Genomic DNA, 14,791 nt, shown 5'->3' with positions numbered 1-14,791 from the left:
TAACCATGTCGAAGAAGATCGAACTGCCGCCGGATGCGTTCCTGAAGGTTTGCCCGTCCCGCGCGGTGCTGTCTCGCATCGGGCAGAAATGGACCGTGCTGACCATGGTCGCACTGCAGAATGGGCCGATGCGTTTCGGCGACATCCGGCGCCGCCTCGAAGGCGTGTCGCAAAAGATGCTGACCCAGACGCTGCGCGCGATGGAGCGCGACGGCCTGATCGAGCGGAACGTCTATGACGAACTGCCATTGCGCGTCGAGTACATGCTGAGCGGGCTGGCGCTCACGCTGTTGCCGCTCGTCGTCGCGCTGAAGGCCTGGGCGGAGGATGCGCTGCACACGATCGAGGCGAACAACCACGCGTTCGATCGCAAATATCCGGCCTGACATCGTCGGCGCTGCGCGCAAGCCGAAGCGCAGCGCCGACACCCACCGATACCGCTACGGCATCAACCGGTCCAGCAGCGGCGACCGGAAGATCCGCTGCGGGTCGTAGCGCTCGAGGGTCGCGCGCGCCGTCTCCCAGTTGCTCGCGGCGGGCTGGCCCGCACTCTGCAGATTCGGGATCGTGGTGGTGATCATCGTGTCGTCCTGCCATGCGGCCGTGTCGGTGTAGGCCCAGCCCTTCGACCATTCGGGACGCACCGTCGCGTACGCGCCGCTGTAGTTCGAGAGCATCCACTGCTCGATCTCGCGATAGAAGCGATCGGCGGCGGGCGTGCCCGGCAGCGTCAGGATGTCGAACCAGACGGCGACGTCCCATTCCGGATGGTCAGGGCGCGGCTTGAGCGCGGACAGCGTCGGGACCGCCGCGCCGGCGCCGGCATCGGCGGGCTTGTCGAGGCCGGTGATGCGGATCTCGACGGGGCCGTTCATCGGGTATTCGCCGCGCGCCTTGTACGCGTCGATGCGGTTCTGATAGTACTGGACGAACTCGTTGACCACGCGCTGCACGTCGGCGCGCCGCGCAAGCACCGCGTAGCCGTTCGCGGTGACGCGCAGCGTCGTCGGGCGGATGTACTGCAGCACGGTGCGCGACCAGCCCCAGATGTCCACGCTGAGCGTGAGCCCGAGACCGGCGGTCGTGATCGCGTATTGCGTCTGGCCGAACAGCGGCGTGAGCGCGCCCTCGCCGCCGATGATGATCCGCTTGACGAGATCCGACAGCGATTGCGGGATCGAATCGGAGAACGGATAGTTGTACGGCTGCGTGACGGCGCGCGACAGCAGCGGCTTGCTCGGCTTCAGGGTCCAGACCTTGAGCCATGGGCAAGTCGTGAACGGGAACCAGATCGCTTCCAGCCGTCCCGACTGATCGAGAAACGACGCGACGGTGCGGCCCTGCGCGGGGTTGGCCGAGAACAGTTCGGAGGCCGGAATGTCGATGAAGCTCTGGCAGCGCAGCCGCTGGTTCGGCCCGGCCGCCAGCGTGACCTCGACGACGAGCGCCCGGCCGATGTGCGCGAGGAATGCGCCGATGTCGGGATCGTTGCGCTGGAACGTGCGCAGCGCGTATTGCCGGCTGGCGGGATCGAACACGACCGCGGTCAGCGAGAGCACCAGGTTGCTCAATGAGCCGTAGGTGTGGCCGGGCTGCAAGGTTTCGCCGGCCGCGGGCACGGCGGTGCCGTGCGCGTCGATCGCGAGCGCGCCGCCGAGCGTAATGTCGCCCGGCGCGGGCGCGGCGATGACGCCGAGGCCGTAATCCTCGAGCTTCGCGAGCAGCGTCTCCAGCGAGACGCCCGTTTGCGCGGTGACGCGCGCCGGCCGCGTCGACGTGTCGACGGACACCGCGGTCAGCGACTTCGTCGTGTCGAGCAGCACGATGTTCGTGGGGGCGACGCCCGGATCGAGCGTCAGCGGCGACCAGTTGTGCATGTAGCCGCGCGGGCGCACCCGGTAGCCGTTCGCGCGCGCCCAGTTGACCGTCGCGACGACGTCGTCGGCGGAGCGCGGTGCGGCGGTCCACACGTCCTGCACGACGATCTCGCCGCTCCAGTTCTGGAATGCCTGCTTGTAGAGCGGGATGTCGGCCGGGAAGCCGGGCGGCGTCGCGCCGGCCGTCGCCGCGTTCGCGGCAACCTGATAGATCGGCGTCCAGCCGGCAACGACACCGGCGGCGGCGAGCTTGGCCATGTCGGCGAGGAACGCGCGACGCGGCTTGGATTCGTCTCGGAAATCGTGATTCATCATGTGCTCCAACTATTGGAATTGTTTTGCAGATGGAAAGGCAAAGGACAACGAGTTGAGACTGCAGGTGGTGCTGTTTCAGCGGAATGGATGCGCGCGCAGATTCGCGCGTTGGCTGGCCGGGATTGAAAAACGAGGCGTTCTGGAATATCTCGAAAGACTGCTTCCGATGGCCGTCAGAATAATGATGGTCTGGGAATGCCTGTTTTCATGTTTTCGGATTATTAAATAAATTCGGAAGCAGTTTTAGATCGGTCAATGATTCGATTTTTGCAGCCTGCCAAGGTTAGCAACTTGTATTCGCTGCGGCAAGTCGTGGGGTGATCGGGGGAAATCGGATTGCTGTCGGCAAGTCCCGTCGGTTATCGCCATGATTATTGCCAATTTCGAGAACACTCAAGGCAACCGTTTCTATGCGAAGTTTTGTGTCAAGAAACAATCACCTGATTTATGCGTGTTCTGCAACGTCGATGTCATATTCATCGGAAATGCTATCCGGGACGTCCCTCGGGGCTGGGCGCGTGATCGAGCCGACGCCGGGCAGCGGGGCGAGCAATTCATGTCGGGTTGCGTGGCAGATTGAATTGATCGTTGAGTGAATCGAAATAGTCAGCTGGAAAGAGATGGTCTGGCGTTTGCTGATGCGTGTCTCATGTTTATCGCATTAAGCCTTAATTTTTCTGAATAAGACGTCTTTGAAATGGTTGTTTTTGCGCATGCATAAGAGTTTTCTACCGAATTTTGCTGCGCGTAAAGGAAAATTTTCCCGATTTGACGGTGGTTGAATGAGTGAATCGTTTGCAAATCCCCTGGTGTTCGGTGACTAAGTTGTTTAGTTATATAAAAATAAACGTTTTACTAAATGCAAAATTTTAAATTCATCGCTATCATGCTCGACTAGGATGTGCGTGAGCCAAATTCAATGGGAATAATCGTTTCGTTTTGCGGAAACGATTTTCCGTCGGGCCTGTCGGCCGGGCGGCCAGTCAGCAAAGCTCAATGACGGAAGTCGTCTCGTCGGTTTTTCGCAGCATTTGCCAGTAACGATCGTTGATCAACGTGACGCCGCCGGCATGGCGCCGTCGAACACGGAGGAAACATCGTGTCTGCTTCACGCTTGTCATCGGGCTTGTCGATCGTCGATGACGGGGCCGCGGTCGCCGCGCCTGAAGATCGATCGTACGAGCACTGCGTCTTCTGGATCGCGGGCTATGCACGCTTGAGCGACGGCGCGCGGCGCGTTTCCGAGCATCTCGGCGCGGGCTGGCGCGTGTGCGAGCTGGACGCCGACCCGTCGTGCGATGGGCCGCCGACCGTCGAATGGCTCGCCGCGCGCCTGCTCGAACGCATCGTCGCGCTCCAGCCACGCGGGCCGTACCGGCTCGCGGGCTGGGCGTCCGGCGGCCTGCTCGCCTATGAAGTGGCGACCCAGCTGGCCGGGCGGGACGAGACCGTCGCGTTTCTCGGCATCGCGGATGCGTCGCTGTCGACGGCGGACGCGGCCGGCCGGCCCGGGCATGCCGCCGACGCGCCGGCCGGCGAGCGTCTCGTCGAACTGGTCGCCGAATCGAATGCGACCGGCGGCATTGCCGCCCGTTCGCGCGACATGCGGCGGGCCGAATGGCTGCGGCTGTTCGATGGCGAAGCGGACGGCGGCGCTGCCGGCACACGTGCGATCGATCCACGCGACCTGTTCGCGGACGCGGCGACGTCGGATTTTGCCGAGATCGCGTCCCGGTGCCGCGACGCGGGGCTGCTGCCGCCCGGGTTGCGCGGCCTGAGCGATGCGCAGCTGCAGCGATGGCTCGACCGCTGGGCGGCGCTCGATCATGCGTTCGCGCACTACGAGCCGTTTTCGCTGTCGATGCCGGTTCACTGGTTCGAGCTGTGCAGTGCCGGCGCGGGCGCCGCCGCGCTGCCGGATCGCGCGGACGGCTGGGCGGCGCGGCTCGAGCCCGGCGAGATCTGCGTGGTTGACGTGCCGGCGCGGCATGCATCGGCGGGCGGCGCTGCGCCGGCGCTCGGCCGCGCGATCGCGCATGCGCTGCTGGACGAGCGCCGCGCGGCGGCCAGCGGCGGCGAGCGGAAGGCGCACCCGCCGGAGGCGAGCTATCCGCCGCACCTGCCGATCCAGCGCGGGGCGCCGGGCCGCCAGCCGGTCGTGCTGATTCCGGGCGCAGGCGACAACGTCGCGACGTTCGTGCCGTTCACGATCGCGGCGGAGCCGGGCTGGCCGATGCACGGCCTTCAGCCGCGCGGCCTCGACGGCGTGCTCGTGCCGCATGCGAGCGTCGCCGCCGCCGCAACGGCGTACCTGCCCGTCGTCGAACGGCTCGCGGCCGACGCGCGCGAGCCGGTGCATCTGATCGGCCACTCGTTCGGCGGCTGGGTCGCGATGGAAATCGCGTGCCGGCTGCAGGCGAGCGGCCGCCCGCCCGCGTCGCTGACGATCGTCGACACCGAGGCACCGGTGTCGGCAGGCCGGCTGGGTCGCCAGTACACGTTCGCGAGCGTCGTGTGGAACCTCGTCCGCGCGCTCGAACAGGCCACGGGCCGCCCGCTCGGCATCGAGCGCGATGCGCTGTTTCGCGCGGACCGGCGCGGGCAATGGGCGATGCTCCATCGCGGCATGGTCGATGCCCGCATCATTCGCAGCGGCTCCGGGCCGCGCGACGTGCAGGGCATCGTGCGCACCTACGGGACGGCGCTGCGCACCGCGTACCGCCCGGCCGATGTCTATGCGGGGCGCGCGACGCTCGTGCTCGCCGCCGATTGCGACGACGCGGAGCGCGGCTTCGTGCCCGACGACGTGCTGTCCGGCTGGCGGCGCTTCGCGCCGCGGATGGCCATGTGGCGTTGTCCGGGCAATCACTACACGATGATTCGGCCGCCGCACGTCGAGCGCTTCGCGCAATGGTGGCAGCAGGCGGTGCGCGGCGACGGCGATCTTGCCGTGGCCGCCGCCGGGCCCGCGCTCAGACTGGCGAACTGACAGATAGAAAGAGAAAGGGCACGCTGTCCGGCGCAAGCCGGACGGCGTGCGATGGCAGCGGTGGCGCAGCGCGATCCGCGCCGGCGCGATTGCGCCGGCGGCGCGCCGCTGCCCTCAGGCACGCAATACAAGGAGAGCCAGATGGTCGAAATCTTCGCGAAGCTCGGCAAGGTGATCTCGAGCGCGGGAAGCGAGCGGTTCGCATCCGACATGCACGCGCTGCTGGCCGAGTCGATTCCGCTCGCGATCACCGGGATCAGCGAATGGACGCTCAACGAACCGGCGGGCAAGGTCGTCGACGTGCAATCGCTCGGCGCGTCCGGCGCACCCCGCGACGATCCGCGGATGGTGCCGCCCGCGGCGCAGGTCGAGCGGGACCCGTCCGGGCATCCGCTGGTGAACTGGATCGTGAGCGCGAGCGACCGGCAACTGATTCACATCAACCCGCCCGCGCGGTGCGGCGACGGCAGCGACATGATGCCGCTGCGCGGGACGGGCGCGGGATTCCAGTGTTATCTCGTGTCGCGCAAGGCGAATCGCCGCTACGTGATCTCGCTGCATCGCACGTCGTCGCATTGCGACTTCTCGTTGCAGGAGATGTCGTTCCTGAAGAACTTCGCCGATACGCTGCTGCCGCTCGTCGAGTGGCACGCGTTGACGTGGCGTCACGGCATAGTCGCAAACGTCGCGCCGCGCGATCCGGCGGCGGGCGCGCCGGGTGTCGAGGCGCTACGCCGCGACTTCGAATCGCGGCTCGCGCGCGCGGCGGTCGCGCTGTCGGCGCGCGAAAGCGAAGTGTGCCTCGGCCTGCTCGCGGGCAAGACGCTGCGAGAGATGGCGGGCGAGCTCGGCCTGAAGGAGAGCACGGTCGAGACGTACATCAAGCGCGCGGCGGTCAAGCTCGGCATCAGCGGGCGGCACGGGCTCACGAAATGGATGATCGACGAATGCGCGCCATGCGCGTCGGCTGCATGACGGACAGCCGCGGGACGGCGGCGATCGCAACGGCCGCATTTGTCCCGGCTTTCCGTTGCAGACATTCCGGCGCACGGGTGCTTCAATCGACATGCCGGGCGGAGCACCCGGCGCGCCTCTTCCGTCATCGATCGACTGGAATCCCTTCATGCACGAATCGACCGCCGCCGTACTGGACGACTCCGACTCGACCCTCGACTTGCGCGTGCTGAGCACGATTCGCGCGTTCCGGCATCTCGCCGCGAGCCTGCCGGGGCCGGTTCGACTTTGTCTGTTCGACGATGCGGCCGATCGCCCGGCGTCCGGTGCGCGCGACGCGCAGCGCGTCGTCGCGATCGCGTTCGCGCGCATCGGCGCGCGCGACGTGCAGTTTGAACCGGACGGCGCGGCGCGCCTGTCGTCGTTCGAACTGCTGATGAGCCGGCGCATCAGCGCGGCGTTCGATTACCGCTACGATCATTTCGACACGCCGCAGCGTCTGGCCTGCGCGCAGCGCGAGGCGGAAGATTTCGATTTCGATGCGCTGAGCGCCGGCGTCGAGCGGGTGCAGATCGCGCGCGAAGCGGGCGTGGCGCTGTCCGCGTATGCGGGCTCGCGGCGCGACCGGCCCGCGGTCGTGCTCGCGCTGCCGTGCGGGATGCCGCTCGACCTGTGCCAGCGCTGGTTCGACGTGCTTGCCGAACGCCACTTCGTGCTGACCTGGGAGACGCGCGCGCTGTTCGGCGCGTGCGACGCATTCGACGCGGCGCGCACCGACATCGACGCGCAGGTCGACGACCTGTTCGCGGTGATGGACCGCTTCGGCGTCGATCGCGCGCACCTGATGGGCATCTGCGGCGGCGCCGTCGTCGCGCTGCAGGCAGCGCTCGCGCAGCCGGCGCGGGCGGCGTCGCTGAACCTGTGGTACGGCGATTACAACCTGTCGGACGACGCGCTGCGGACGAAGCATCAGTGCAACTACGCGTGGCTGATGGAAGCCGCCGCGCAGGGGCGCGACGTCGCGCAGGAACTGCAGCGCATGTTCGCCGATTCGTCGACGCATGTGACCGTTCCCGCCGAGATCGCGCACGCGGCGCTCTATCCGTATGCGAATGCGGAGCTGATGTATCGGTATGCGAAGCTGAGCGATGCGCTCAACAAGGTCGACGCGCTTGCGTTGCTGCCGCGCGTCAGCGTGCCGACGCTGGTCGTCACGGGCGACGACGACGAGGTTGCGCATTGCGGCGGGTCGGTGTTCGTCGCCGGGCGGATTCCGGGCGCGCGGCTCGAAGTGGAGGTGGGCGGCAGTCATCCGAAGCTGTTTCGCGCGTCGCCCGTGTCGGCGGCGCGCGCGCTGCAGTTTCTTGCGGGCCACGCGTGACGCGCGAAGCGCGGCCGGGCGCGAGCGTTCAGGTGCCTCAGGTTCCGACCGGCGGCGCCGCGACGTCGCCCGTTTCGTCGAGCATCCAGCGGGTGAGCCCGTGACGTCCGCCGAAGCCGAGCTTGACCGCGGCCCGCTTCAGATAGGTCTCGACGGTGCTTTCGCGCAGTGCGAAGCGCCCGGCGATGGCGGGCACGGTGTCGCCGGCGAGCAGCGCCGTGCACGCCTCGATTTCCCGTGTCGACAGCCTGACGCCGGCTTGCCGCAGGCGCTCGGCGAACCGTCGCGCGAGGCGCTCGCGGCCGGATTGCGTCGCCGCGGGCGTGGCGGCGGGGCGGCCGGCGGGCGCGTCCGAATCGAGCGCCGCGACATGGCTCGTGACGATCGGAAACAGCACGTGCGAGAAATCCTTCAGGAAGGTGCGCTCCTGCGGCGAGAAATCATCGAACGCATTCGCGCGATACAGCGAGATCAGGTAGCAGTGGCCCCGCTTGCGGGTCGCGAGATGGAACTGCGCGCAGAGCGGCGGCGCGCTTGCCGCATGCGTGTCGAAGAAGCGGTCGAGCAGCGCGTGGGTCTGGCCGTGACAGGTGAGCGTGTCGTCGACATGCGGATGGCTCTCGCCCGTTGCCGCCAGCGGAGCCGGCGGCCGGTAGCCGGCGGCGCTCGCCGGGCCGGATGGCGCGAGCGCCTCGCCGACGGCGCCAATGCTGCGCACCTTGAGATCGCCGTTGTGTGCGCCGTCGACCGCGAGCTCAGATATGCGGATCTCGTCGACGGGGACCGCCGCGAAGATCAAGCTGTACATCATCCGGGGAAAGCGTCGGCTGCCGCTGCTCGAGATCGCTTCGCCGACATGTGCGAACAGTCTGCTGAACGCCATGAAAGCATTCCTGGTGACGTTGAACCAGCGCTCGCGCGCAGGCTGCCGACATGATTTGAACACCCGGCCACAGATGCGTCTGTAACGGATAGCCGGGACAGCCGTTGACGTCTTCACGCCCCTAAAGGCGGGCGATTCCCGCCACTGGCGATGCACGTCCGCATCGGAGAATGTTCAACGCAGCGTTGATATCACGATCATGCACGACACTACAGCCGTTGCAGCCCCACGCCGCCATTCACAGTCTTCGGCCGCGTCGTGCCGCAAGCGCGCGGCCGATCGATCAATCATTGCCTCTGCTTTGCGAAATAATTTAATTCAGTAGTGCGATTCGTAATCGTTTTGATTTTGATGATATCGGTTCCGCGCAAAGATTTGAATGATCCATCTAGCTTGATATGCGCCATGCATTTAGAATGCCGCTAAGCTTGCAAGATCATTACTTCGATTTCGAAATTGTTTACATGAGAATTCGGAATCCTGAGTTTGTTGCGTTTAAATAAATTGATTGAATTGCTTTCGTCGTGCTTGTTTGTTTTTCAAAAAAGGTGCGACGGAATATCTGCAAGTGAATCAACAGGCCGTCATGTGAATGACCGGGTGCGCCGTGCGTCACCCGGGGATGACATGCGCCTGCCGCTTCGACAACTCCTTTTTGCCATCGCGATTCAGGCTGCACGGGACGGGCGCGAGCATCGTGCCCGGCCGGCGCCATGCCGTTATCGCGGACTTTGAACTCACACTCTTGCGAGCGCTGACAATGGACGACTTTTGCCGCGCGAACTTGCCCCCGATCGAGGATTGGCCGAATTTTGTCTTTGATTTGCCGGGGCTGCAGTTTCCGCAATTTCTCAATTGCGCCGCCGCGCTGCTGGATGCCGCAGTCGAGGAGCGGGGCTGGGGGGCACGCGTTGCGATCACGACCGAGTCGGGCGTGACGTGGTCGTATCGCGAATTGCGCGATGCGAGCAACCGGATCGCCAACATGCTGGTCCATGACGCCGGCCTGGTGGCCGGCAATCGGGTGCTGTTGCACGGCACCAATCACCCGTTCCTTGCTGCGGCGTGGTTCGGCGTGGTCAAGGCGGGCGGCGTGGTCGTCACGACGATGCCGAAGCTGCGCGCGGGCGAACTGTCGACCGTCCTCGATCGGGCCAAGGTCACGCACGCGATCTGCGAAGCCGCGCTGTCGACCGAACTCGACGCGGCAATGGCGCGCATGCAGTGGCGTGGCGATGTTCGGCGCTACGAGACGGACGACGTTCATCCGGGCGACGGCTGGCTCAGCGACTATTCGGATGAATTCGCCGCTGCCGGGACGCGCGCGGACGATCCCTGCCTCATCGCGTTCACGTCGGGGACGACCGGGGAACCGAAGGCAACCGTCCATTTTCATCGCGACGTGATGGCGGCCTGCCGCTGCTTTCCGCAGCACGTGCTCAAGCCCACGGCCGATGACGTCTTCTGCGGATCGCCGCCGCTCGCGTTCACGTTTGGCCTCGGCGCGCTGCTGCTGTTTCCGGTCAGCGTCGGCGCGAGCGTCGTGCTGTTGCCGAAAGCCAACCCGGAACGCCTGCTGGCGGCCGTCGCCCGGCATCGGGTCAGCATCCTGTTTACGGCGCCGGCGGCCTATCGGGTCATGCTCGACCATCTCGACGATCACGACGTGTCGTCGCTGCGCAAATGCGTCGCGGCGGGCGAAGCGCTGCCGCCATGGACACGCGACGCATGGCGCCAGCGGACCGGCATGCACCTGATCGACGGAATCGGGGCGACCGAGATGCTGCATATCTTCGCGTCGACGGGCGACACCGAGTCGAAGGCTGGCGCGATCGGCAAGGCGGTGCCCGGCTACCGCCTGGCGATCGTGGACGAGCAGGGCCAATGTCTGCCGCCCAACCAGATCGGCTATCTGGCCGTGCAGGGACCGACCGGGTGCCGCTACCTGAACGACGCGCGGCAGCGCGACTACGTCAGGCACGGCTGGAACCTGACGGGGGACGCCGCCTACCTGGACGACGAAGGCTACCTGTTCTATCAGGCGCGCGCGGACGACATGATCATCAGCTCCGGCTACACGGTGTCGCCCGGCGAAGTGGAGCAGGCGTTGCTGCGCCATCCCGATGTCGCCGAATGCGCGGTCGTCGGACAGATCGACGAATGGGGCGGCACGCTCATCTGCGCGCATGTCGTGCTGCAGCCGGGAGTCGACGGCTCGGAGGGGTTGACGACGCAGCTGCAGCAGCACGTCAAGGGCGTGATTGCGTCGTACAAGTGTCCGCATCGGGTTGCGTACCACGCCGGCGGTTTGCCGCGCAACGAATCGGGCAAGTTGCGGCGCGCCGCGCTCAGGCAACAGGCCAACGGCGCGATGCGTTCTCCGAATCACCCCGTCCGAAACGAGCAAGCCCTATGAAAATTCTTGGAGCCGCGGTGGCGCTGCCGGGCGCAGCGACCGCTTCGCAACCCTATGCCAACGATTACGCGATCAAGGCAGCCAGGCAGGCGCTGCTGCAAGCCGGTTGCCTGCCGTCGGAACTCGATCTGATCGTCAGCCTGTCGATTTCGCCCAGCCGGATCGCGGACGCGCCGTCGATCGCCGGGCCGCGGCTCGCGCACCCGGTGCAGCGCGACCTGCGCGCGCGGCATGCGGCCGTGTTCGACCTGCTCGACGCGGACTGGACGCTCGCCCTCGATCTCGCGCAGAGCCATTGCCGGCAGCTCGGCTATCGGCGCGCCCTCGTCGTTCGCGCGGAAGCGCTCGCGGACGTCGAGCAGGTCGCCACGAGCGGCTTCGCCGACGGCGCGGGTGCGATCGTCCTGACGCCTTCCGGCCATGACCGCGGCTATGCGAGCAGCTACGCGGACCTCGAGTCGCCCCCGTTCGCGACGCTCGACGCGCTTCCCGCACGGCGCGTGAACGGCGCCCTGTCGCTGGCCCGGTTCGAGAGCCAATTCGATCACGCAACCGGTCGATTCGACGTCGAACCCGCCAATGCGGCGGCCGCGGTGCGCGCGATGGTCGACGCGGCGCAAAGCCGCACCGACCGGCGTGCCGCCACGCTCTTTTGCGAATCGTGGCTGAGTGGATGGGCATCGGTTGCCGCCGGCGCGGGGGGCGATTTGCGCGCCGATGTCGTCGCCGGTCCGGCGGACATCCCGAACCCGTTCCAGCTGCCCGCGTGGCTCGCGTCCCGCGTCGCAGATTCGATGTCGTTGCGTGACGATGAACATACGGTGGTCGCCATGACACTGGATCCGTTCAGGCCGCGCATCGCCTGCAGCACGATGGAGATCTGATGGTGCACAACGTCCGAATCGCAAGCCTCGCCTGCCGTTTGCCGGCGCGCCAGGTACCCAACGACGATCCCGTCTTCGCGGGCGTCGAGCCCATTCCGGCGGAATGGTGGCAGTTCTGGGGCATCGAATCGCGCTACATGATCGATCCCGAGGCCGGCGAATCCGAGCTTGCGCTGGCCGAGCGCACGGCGCGCGACGCGCTCGCCCGTGCCGGCGTGGAAGCCGCCGAACTCGATCTGGTGCTGTTCAACATGACGTCGCCGATCGTCTCGCACGCCGACGGCCGGCGCCGTTTCGCGCCGCGGCTGGCACGTGCGCTGCGCGACCGGCTCGGCGCCACGCGCGCGCTCGACGCCGATGTCGAGATGGAATGCGCGAGCTTCGTGCTGCAACTGCAGATCGCCACCAACCTCATCAAGGCGGGCCGGGTGAAGCGGGCGCTGGTGTGCTCGTCGGAGCGCATGTCGGCGGTGGTCGACTACACCAGCAAATCGTCGACGAATTTCGGCGATGGCGCGGCTGCGGCCGTGCTCGTCGCCGAGCCGGCCGATCCCGACGGCGCCGACTGGCTGGATGCCGCGTATCACAGCGATGCAACGCGCTACGACCTCGTGACGATGCAGTGGCGCAACGCCCGGGCCCCGGCCGACGACGACGCGGCAAGCGACGCCGACAACCCGTTCGGCGTGTATTTCACGCTCAAGCCCGAAGCGCAGGAGGCGATCTCGCGTTTCATGCCGGTGGCCATTCCCGATATCGTCGAGCGGCTGTTGCACCGGAGCGGGCTCGGCACCGCCGACATCGATGCGATGGTGTTCCACCAGCCGTCGGCGCTGCTCGTGCGCTCATGGGCGCAGCGGCTCGGGCTCAAGCCGGACCAATACGTGATTCGCGTGGCCGATTGCGCATGCCTCGTGTCGGCCGCCGTGCCGTTTGCGCTGTACGAGTCGATCCGGCAGGGCGTGATCCGGCCGGGCTCGTCGGTGGTGATTGCCGGTGCGGGCGCCGGCTGGGGATTCGGCGCGCAATTGTGGCGCTGGGGCGAAACCGTTGTAACCGATGCGGGCGACGCCGTCGCCGCCGTTACGCAACAGGAGGTCCGGGCATGAGCGCCAGACTCGTCATCGCCGGCATGGGCCACGCGCTGCCGGAACGGATCGTCAGCAACGACGAAGTCGCCGGCATGATCGACACCAGCGACGCGTTCATTCGCGAACGCACCGGCGTCGTGGCGCGACGCTATCTCGCCCCCGATCAGCATCTGGCGGATCTCGCGTGCCCGGCCGCGGAACGGGCGATGGCCGACGCCGGCGTGACGGCGCACGACGTCGACCTGCTGATCGTCAATACGCTGTCGCCGGATCATCACGATCCGTCGCAAGCGTGCTACATCCAGCCCCGGCTCGGATTGCGGGAGGTTCCGTGCTTCGACATCCGTGCGCAATGCAGCGGCGGGCTCTACGGGATCGAGATTGCGCGCCATTTCCTCGCGAGCGGCCTGTATCGCAACGTGCTGCTGATTTGCGCCGAGGCGTTGTCGCGGCGGATCGATACCAGCAACGGCGGCCGCAACCTGTCGATCCTGCTGAGCGACGGCGCCGCCGCGCTGCTGCTGCAGGCGACGGACGACCCGGCGCACGGGCTGGTCGACCTGACGCTCGGCGCCGACGGCACCCAGTTCGACCTGCTCAGCACCGAAGCGCCCGGCGCGCGACGCCCGCGCTTCATCGACGACGACGACATCGCGGCCGGCCGGCACCATTTCCGGATGAAAGGCGGGCCCATGTTCGAAGACGCGACGCGGCGGATCGTCGACGCGTGCCGGCAGATGCTCGACAAGCACCGGCTGACGATCGCGGATATCGGCCTGGTCGTGCCGCACCAGCCGAACCTGCGCATCCTCGACGCGGTCATCGGGCAACTCGGGCTGCCCCGCGAGCGCTGCATGATTTCCGTCGATCAGCTGGGCAACATGGCAAGCGCGGCGTTTCCGGTCGCGCTCGCCATCGCGCGCGAACAAGGCCGCATGCCGGCCGGGCAGCTCAATCTCCTGGTGACCTACGGCGCGGGCGCGACATGGGCCTGCGCCCTCTATCGGAGCTGAACGACATGCTGAACGATTCCCCGGGGTGGATCGATTCGCGGCTGGCGCTCGTCGGCACGGCGGACGTGCCGCTGTACGTGATCGTCAACGACGAGGCCGCGACGCTGATCGAGGGCGGCCTCAGCGGCATGACGGAGCTCGTGTGGCGGCAGCTTCACGACCTGCTGCGGGACTTCGGTGGCATCCGGCATCTGCGCTACTGGCTGATCACCCACTCGCACTATGACCATTGCAGCCTGCTGATGACGCTCAAGTCGCGCATGCCGTGGCTCCATGTATCCGGGTCTCCCGATGCGTTCGATGCGTTCCAGAGCCCGTCGGCCTGCCGAACCATCCGCCAGCTCGACGCGCACGCGTCGCAGTCCTGGGACCCTCCCGCCGGCATCGATTTCACCGCGTTGCCCGAGCTGCCGTTCTACCCTGTCAATCCGGGCAAGCGGCTCGACATCGGCGGCGGCATGGAGATTCAGGCGATCGCGCTCCCGGGCCACAGCCGCTGCCAGTTCGGCTACTACTGCCCGCAACTGGACATCGGTTTCGTGTCGGATGCGCTCGGCGAGTTTCACGGCGCCGCCACCTGGTTGCCGCTGGTCTTTCAGGACCTGTTCGCGTATCGGCACTCGCTGGACGTCATCGAGCAACTGGAGGCGCCGAGGCTCGCGTTGGGGCACCACGGCATCCTCACGGGCGAGCTCGCCCGATCGGCCGTGCGGCATGCGCGCGCCTGCCTCGATGCGCGCGAGACCGACGCGTGCGCCGTGCGCGGCAACGCCGCCGCCGCGCATGAGCTGGCCCACCGCTGGACCGCGCGTTACGCGGCAAGGAGCGAACGAGTGGTGCCGCGCTCCCTGCATCTCAAAAGCATGATGCGCATGATCGATCTGTTCCATCGCGCCGAATAGCCGTATCCGGATTCCCGCCGCAGCAAGGCATGGGCGCCGGCCGGCGCCGGGCCGCTGCTCGCTGTTTTCATTCCTCTTCCGACGAC

Annotated in this window: 12 protein-coding genes and 1 pseudogene; 10 read left to right on the top strand and 3 right to left on the bottom strand. The window is 66.8% G+C overall.

What is annotated here, in order from left to right; translation table 11 throughout:
* The first annotated feature begins 5 nt into the window (after nt 1-5).
* Nucleotides 6-386 (top strand): winged helix-turn-helix transcriptional regulator, encoded by a 381-nt coding sequence (locus ACFIMZ_RS34465; RefSeq protein WP_431823869.1) that lies wholly within the window; start codon nt 6-8, stop codon nt 384-386.
* A gap of 54 nt (nt 387-440) precedes the next feature.
* Here the strand turns inward: ACFIMZ_RS34465 and ACFIMZ_RS34460 are convergent, their stop codons facing one another.
* Nucleotides 441-2,189 carry a cholesterol oxidase substrate-binding domain-containing protein gene (locus tag ACFIMZ_RS34460; RefSeq protein WP_431823868.1) on the bottom strand — a complete coding sequence of 583 codons (1,749 nt, stop codon included), beginning with the start codon at nt 2,187-2,189 and terminating at the stop codon, nt 441-443.
* Between the two features lie 370 nt (nt 2,190-2,559).
* On the opposite strand from ACFIMZ_RS34460, the gene ACFIMZ_RS34455 reads away from it, so the two are divergent.
* The 4 genes from ACFIMZ_RS34455 (at nt 2,560) to ACFIMZ_RS34440 (ending at nt 7,516) form a co-directional block, all read left to right on the top strand.
* Entirely contained in the window at nt 2,560-2,772 is a 213-nt protein-coding gene (locus ACFIMZ_RS34455; protein WP_431823867.1) for a hypothetical protein, read from the top strand.
* 519 nt (nt 2,773-3,291) lie between these two features.
* Entirely contained in the window at nt 3,292-5,181 is a 1,890-nt protein-coding gene (locus ACFIMZ_RS34450) for an alpha/beta fold hydrolase (protein WP_431823866.1), read from the top strand.
* Nucleotides 5,182-5,322: 141 nt separating this feature from the next.
* Nucleotides 5,323-6,156: a helix-turn-helix transcriptional regulator gene (locus tag ACFIMZ_RS34445; RefSeq protein WP_431823865.1), complete on the top strand. Its 834-nt coding sequence runs from the start codon at nt 5,323-5,325 to the stop codon at nt 6,154-6,156.
* 148 nt (nt 6,157-6,304) lie between these two features.
* Complete coding sequence (locus tag ACFIMZ_RS34440) at nt 6,305-7,516, top strand: alpha/beta fold hydrolase (protein WP_431823864.1); 1,212 nt, start codon at nt 6,305-6,307, stop codon at nt 7,514-7,516.
* Nucleotides 7,517-7,553: 37 nt separating this feature from the next.
* Here the strand turns inward: ACFIMZ_RS34440 and ACFIMZ_RS34435 are convergent, their stop codons facing one another.
* Both ACFIMZ_RS34435 and ACFIMZ_RS34430 read right to left on the bottom strand, forming a co-directional pair.
* Nucleotides 7,554-8,399 carry a helix-turn-helix transcriptional regulator gene (locus ACFIMZ_RS34435; RefSeq protein ID WP_431823863.1) on the bottom strand — a complete coding sequence of 282 codons (846 nt, stop codon included), beginning with the start codon at nt 8,397-8,399 and terminating at the stop codon, nt 7,554-7,556.
* A gap of 121 nt (nt 8,400-8,520) precedes the next feature.
* Nucleotides 8,521-8,628 (bottom strand): annotated as a pseudogene (locus ACFIMZ_RS34430) (RNA-guided endonuclease InsQ/TnpB family protein); the annotation flags it as partial.
* 531 nt (nt 8,629-9,159) lie between these two features.
* Between ACFIMZ_RS34430 and ACFIMZ_RS34425 the strand changes: the two are divergent.
* From ACFIMZ_RS34425 to ACFIMZ_RS34405, 5 genes are read left to right on the top strand one after another with little or no spacing between them, the layout of a single operon-like run.
* On the top strand, nt 9,160-10,815 hold the full coding sequence (locus tag ACFIMZ_RS34425; protein WP_431823862.1) for an AMP-binding protein: 1,656 nt from the start codon (nt 9,160-9,162) through the stop codon (nt 10,813-10,815).
* Nucleotides 10,812-11,699, top strand: a complete 888-nt coding sequence (locus ACFIMZ_RS34420; protein WP_431823861.1) for a hypothetical protein — start codon at nt 10,812-10,814, stop codon at nt 11,697-11,699. Before ACFIMZ_RS34425 ends, ACFIMZ_RS34420 begins: the two co-directional genes overlap by 4 nt.
* Entirely contained in the window at nt 11,699-12,808 is a 1,110-nt protein-coding gene (locus ACFIMZ_RS34415; protein WP_431823860.1) for a 3-oxoacyl-ACP synthase III family protein, read from the top strand. The genes ACFIMZ_RS34420 and ACFIMZ_RS34415 overlap by 1 nt, the downstream gene beginning before the upstream one ends.
* Nucleotides 12,805-13,803 carry a ketoacyl-ACP synthase III gene (locus ACFIMZ_RS34410; protein WP_431823859.1) on the top strand — a complete coding sequence of 333 codons (999 nt, stop codon included), beginning with the start codon at nt 12,805-12,807 and terminating at the stop codon, nt 13,801-13,803. The genes ACFIMZ_RS34415 and ACFIMZ_RS34410 overlap by 4 nt, the downstream gene beginning before the upstream one ends.
* Before the next feature lie 5 nt (nt 13,804-13,808).
* Nucleotides 13,809-14,705, top strand: a complete 897-nt coding sequence (locus tag ACFIMZ_RS34405; RefSeq protein ID WP_431823858.1) for an MBL fold metallo-hydrolase — start codon at nt 13,809-13,811, stop codon at nt 14,703-14,705.
* Nucleotides 14,706-14,791 lie beyond the last annotated feature (86 nt).

The organism is Burkholderia sp. F1, from assembly GCF_050813845.1.
GTDB lineage: Bacteria > Pseudomonadota > Gammaproteobacteria > Burkholderiales > Burkholderiaceae > Burkholderia > Burkholderia ubonensis.
This window is presented reverse-complemented; position numbering and strand designations above follow the sequence as displayed.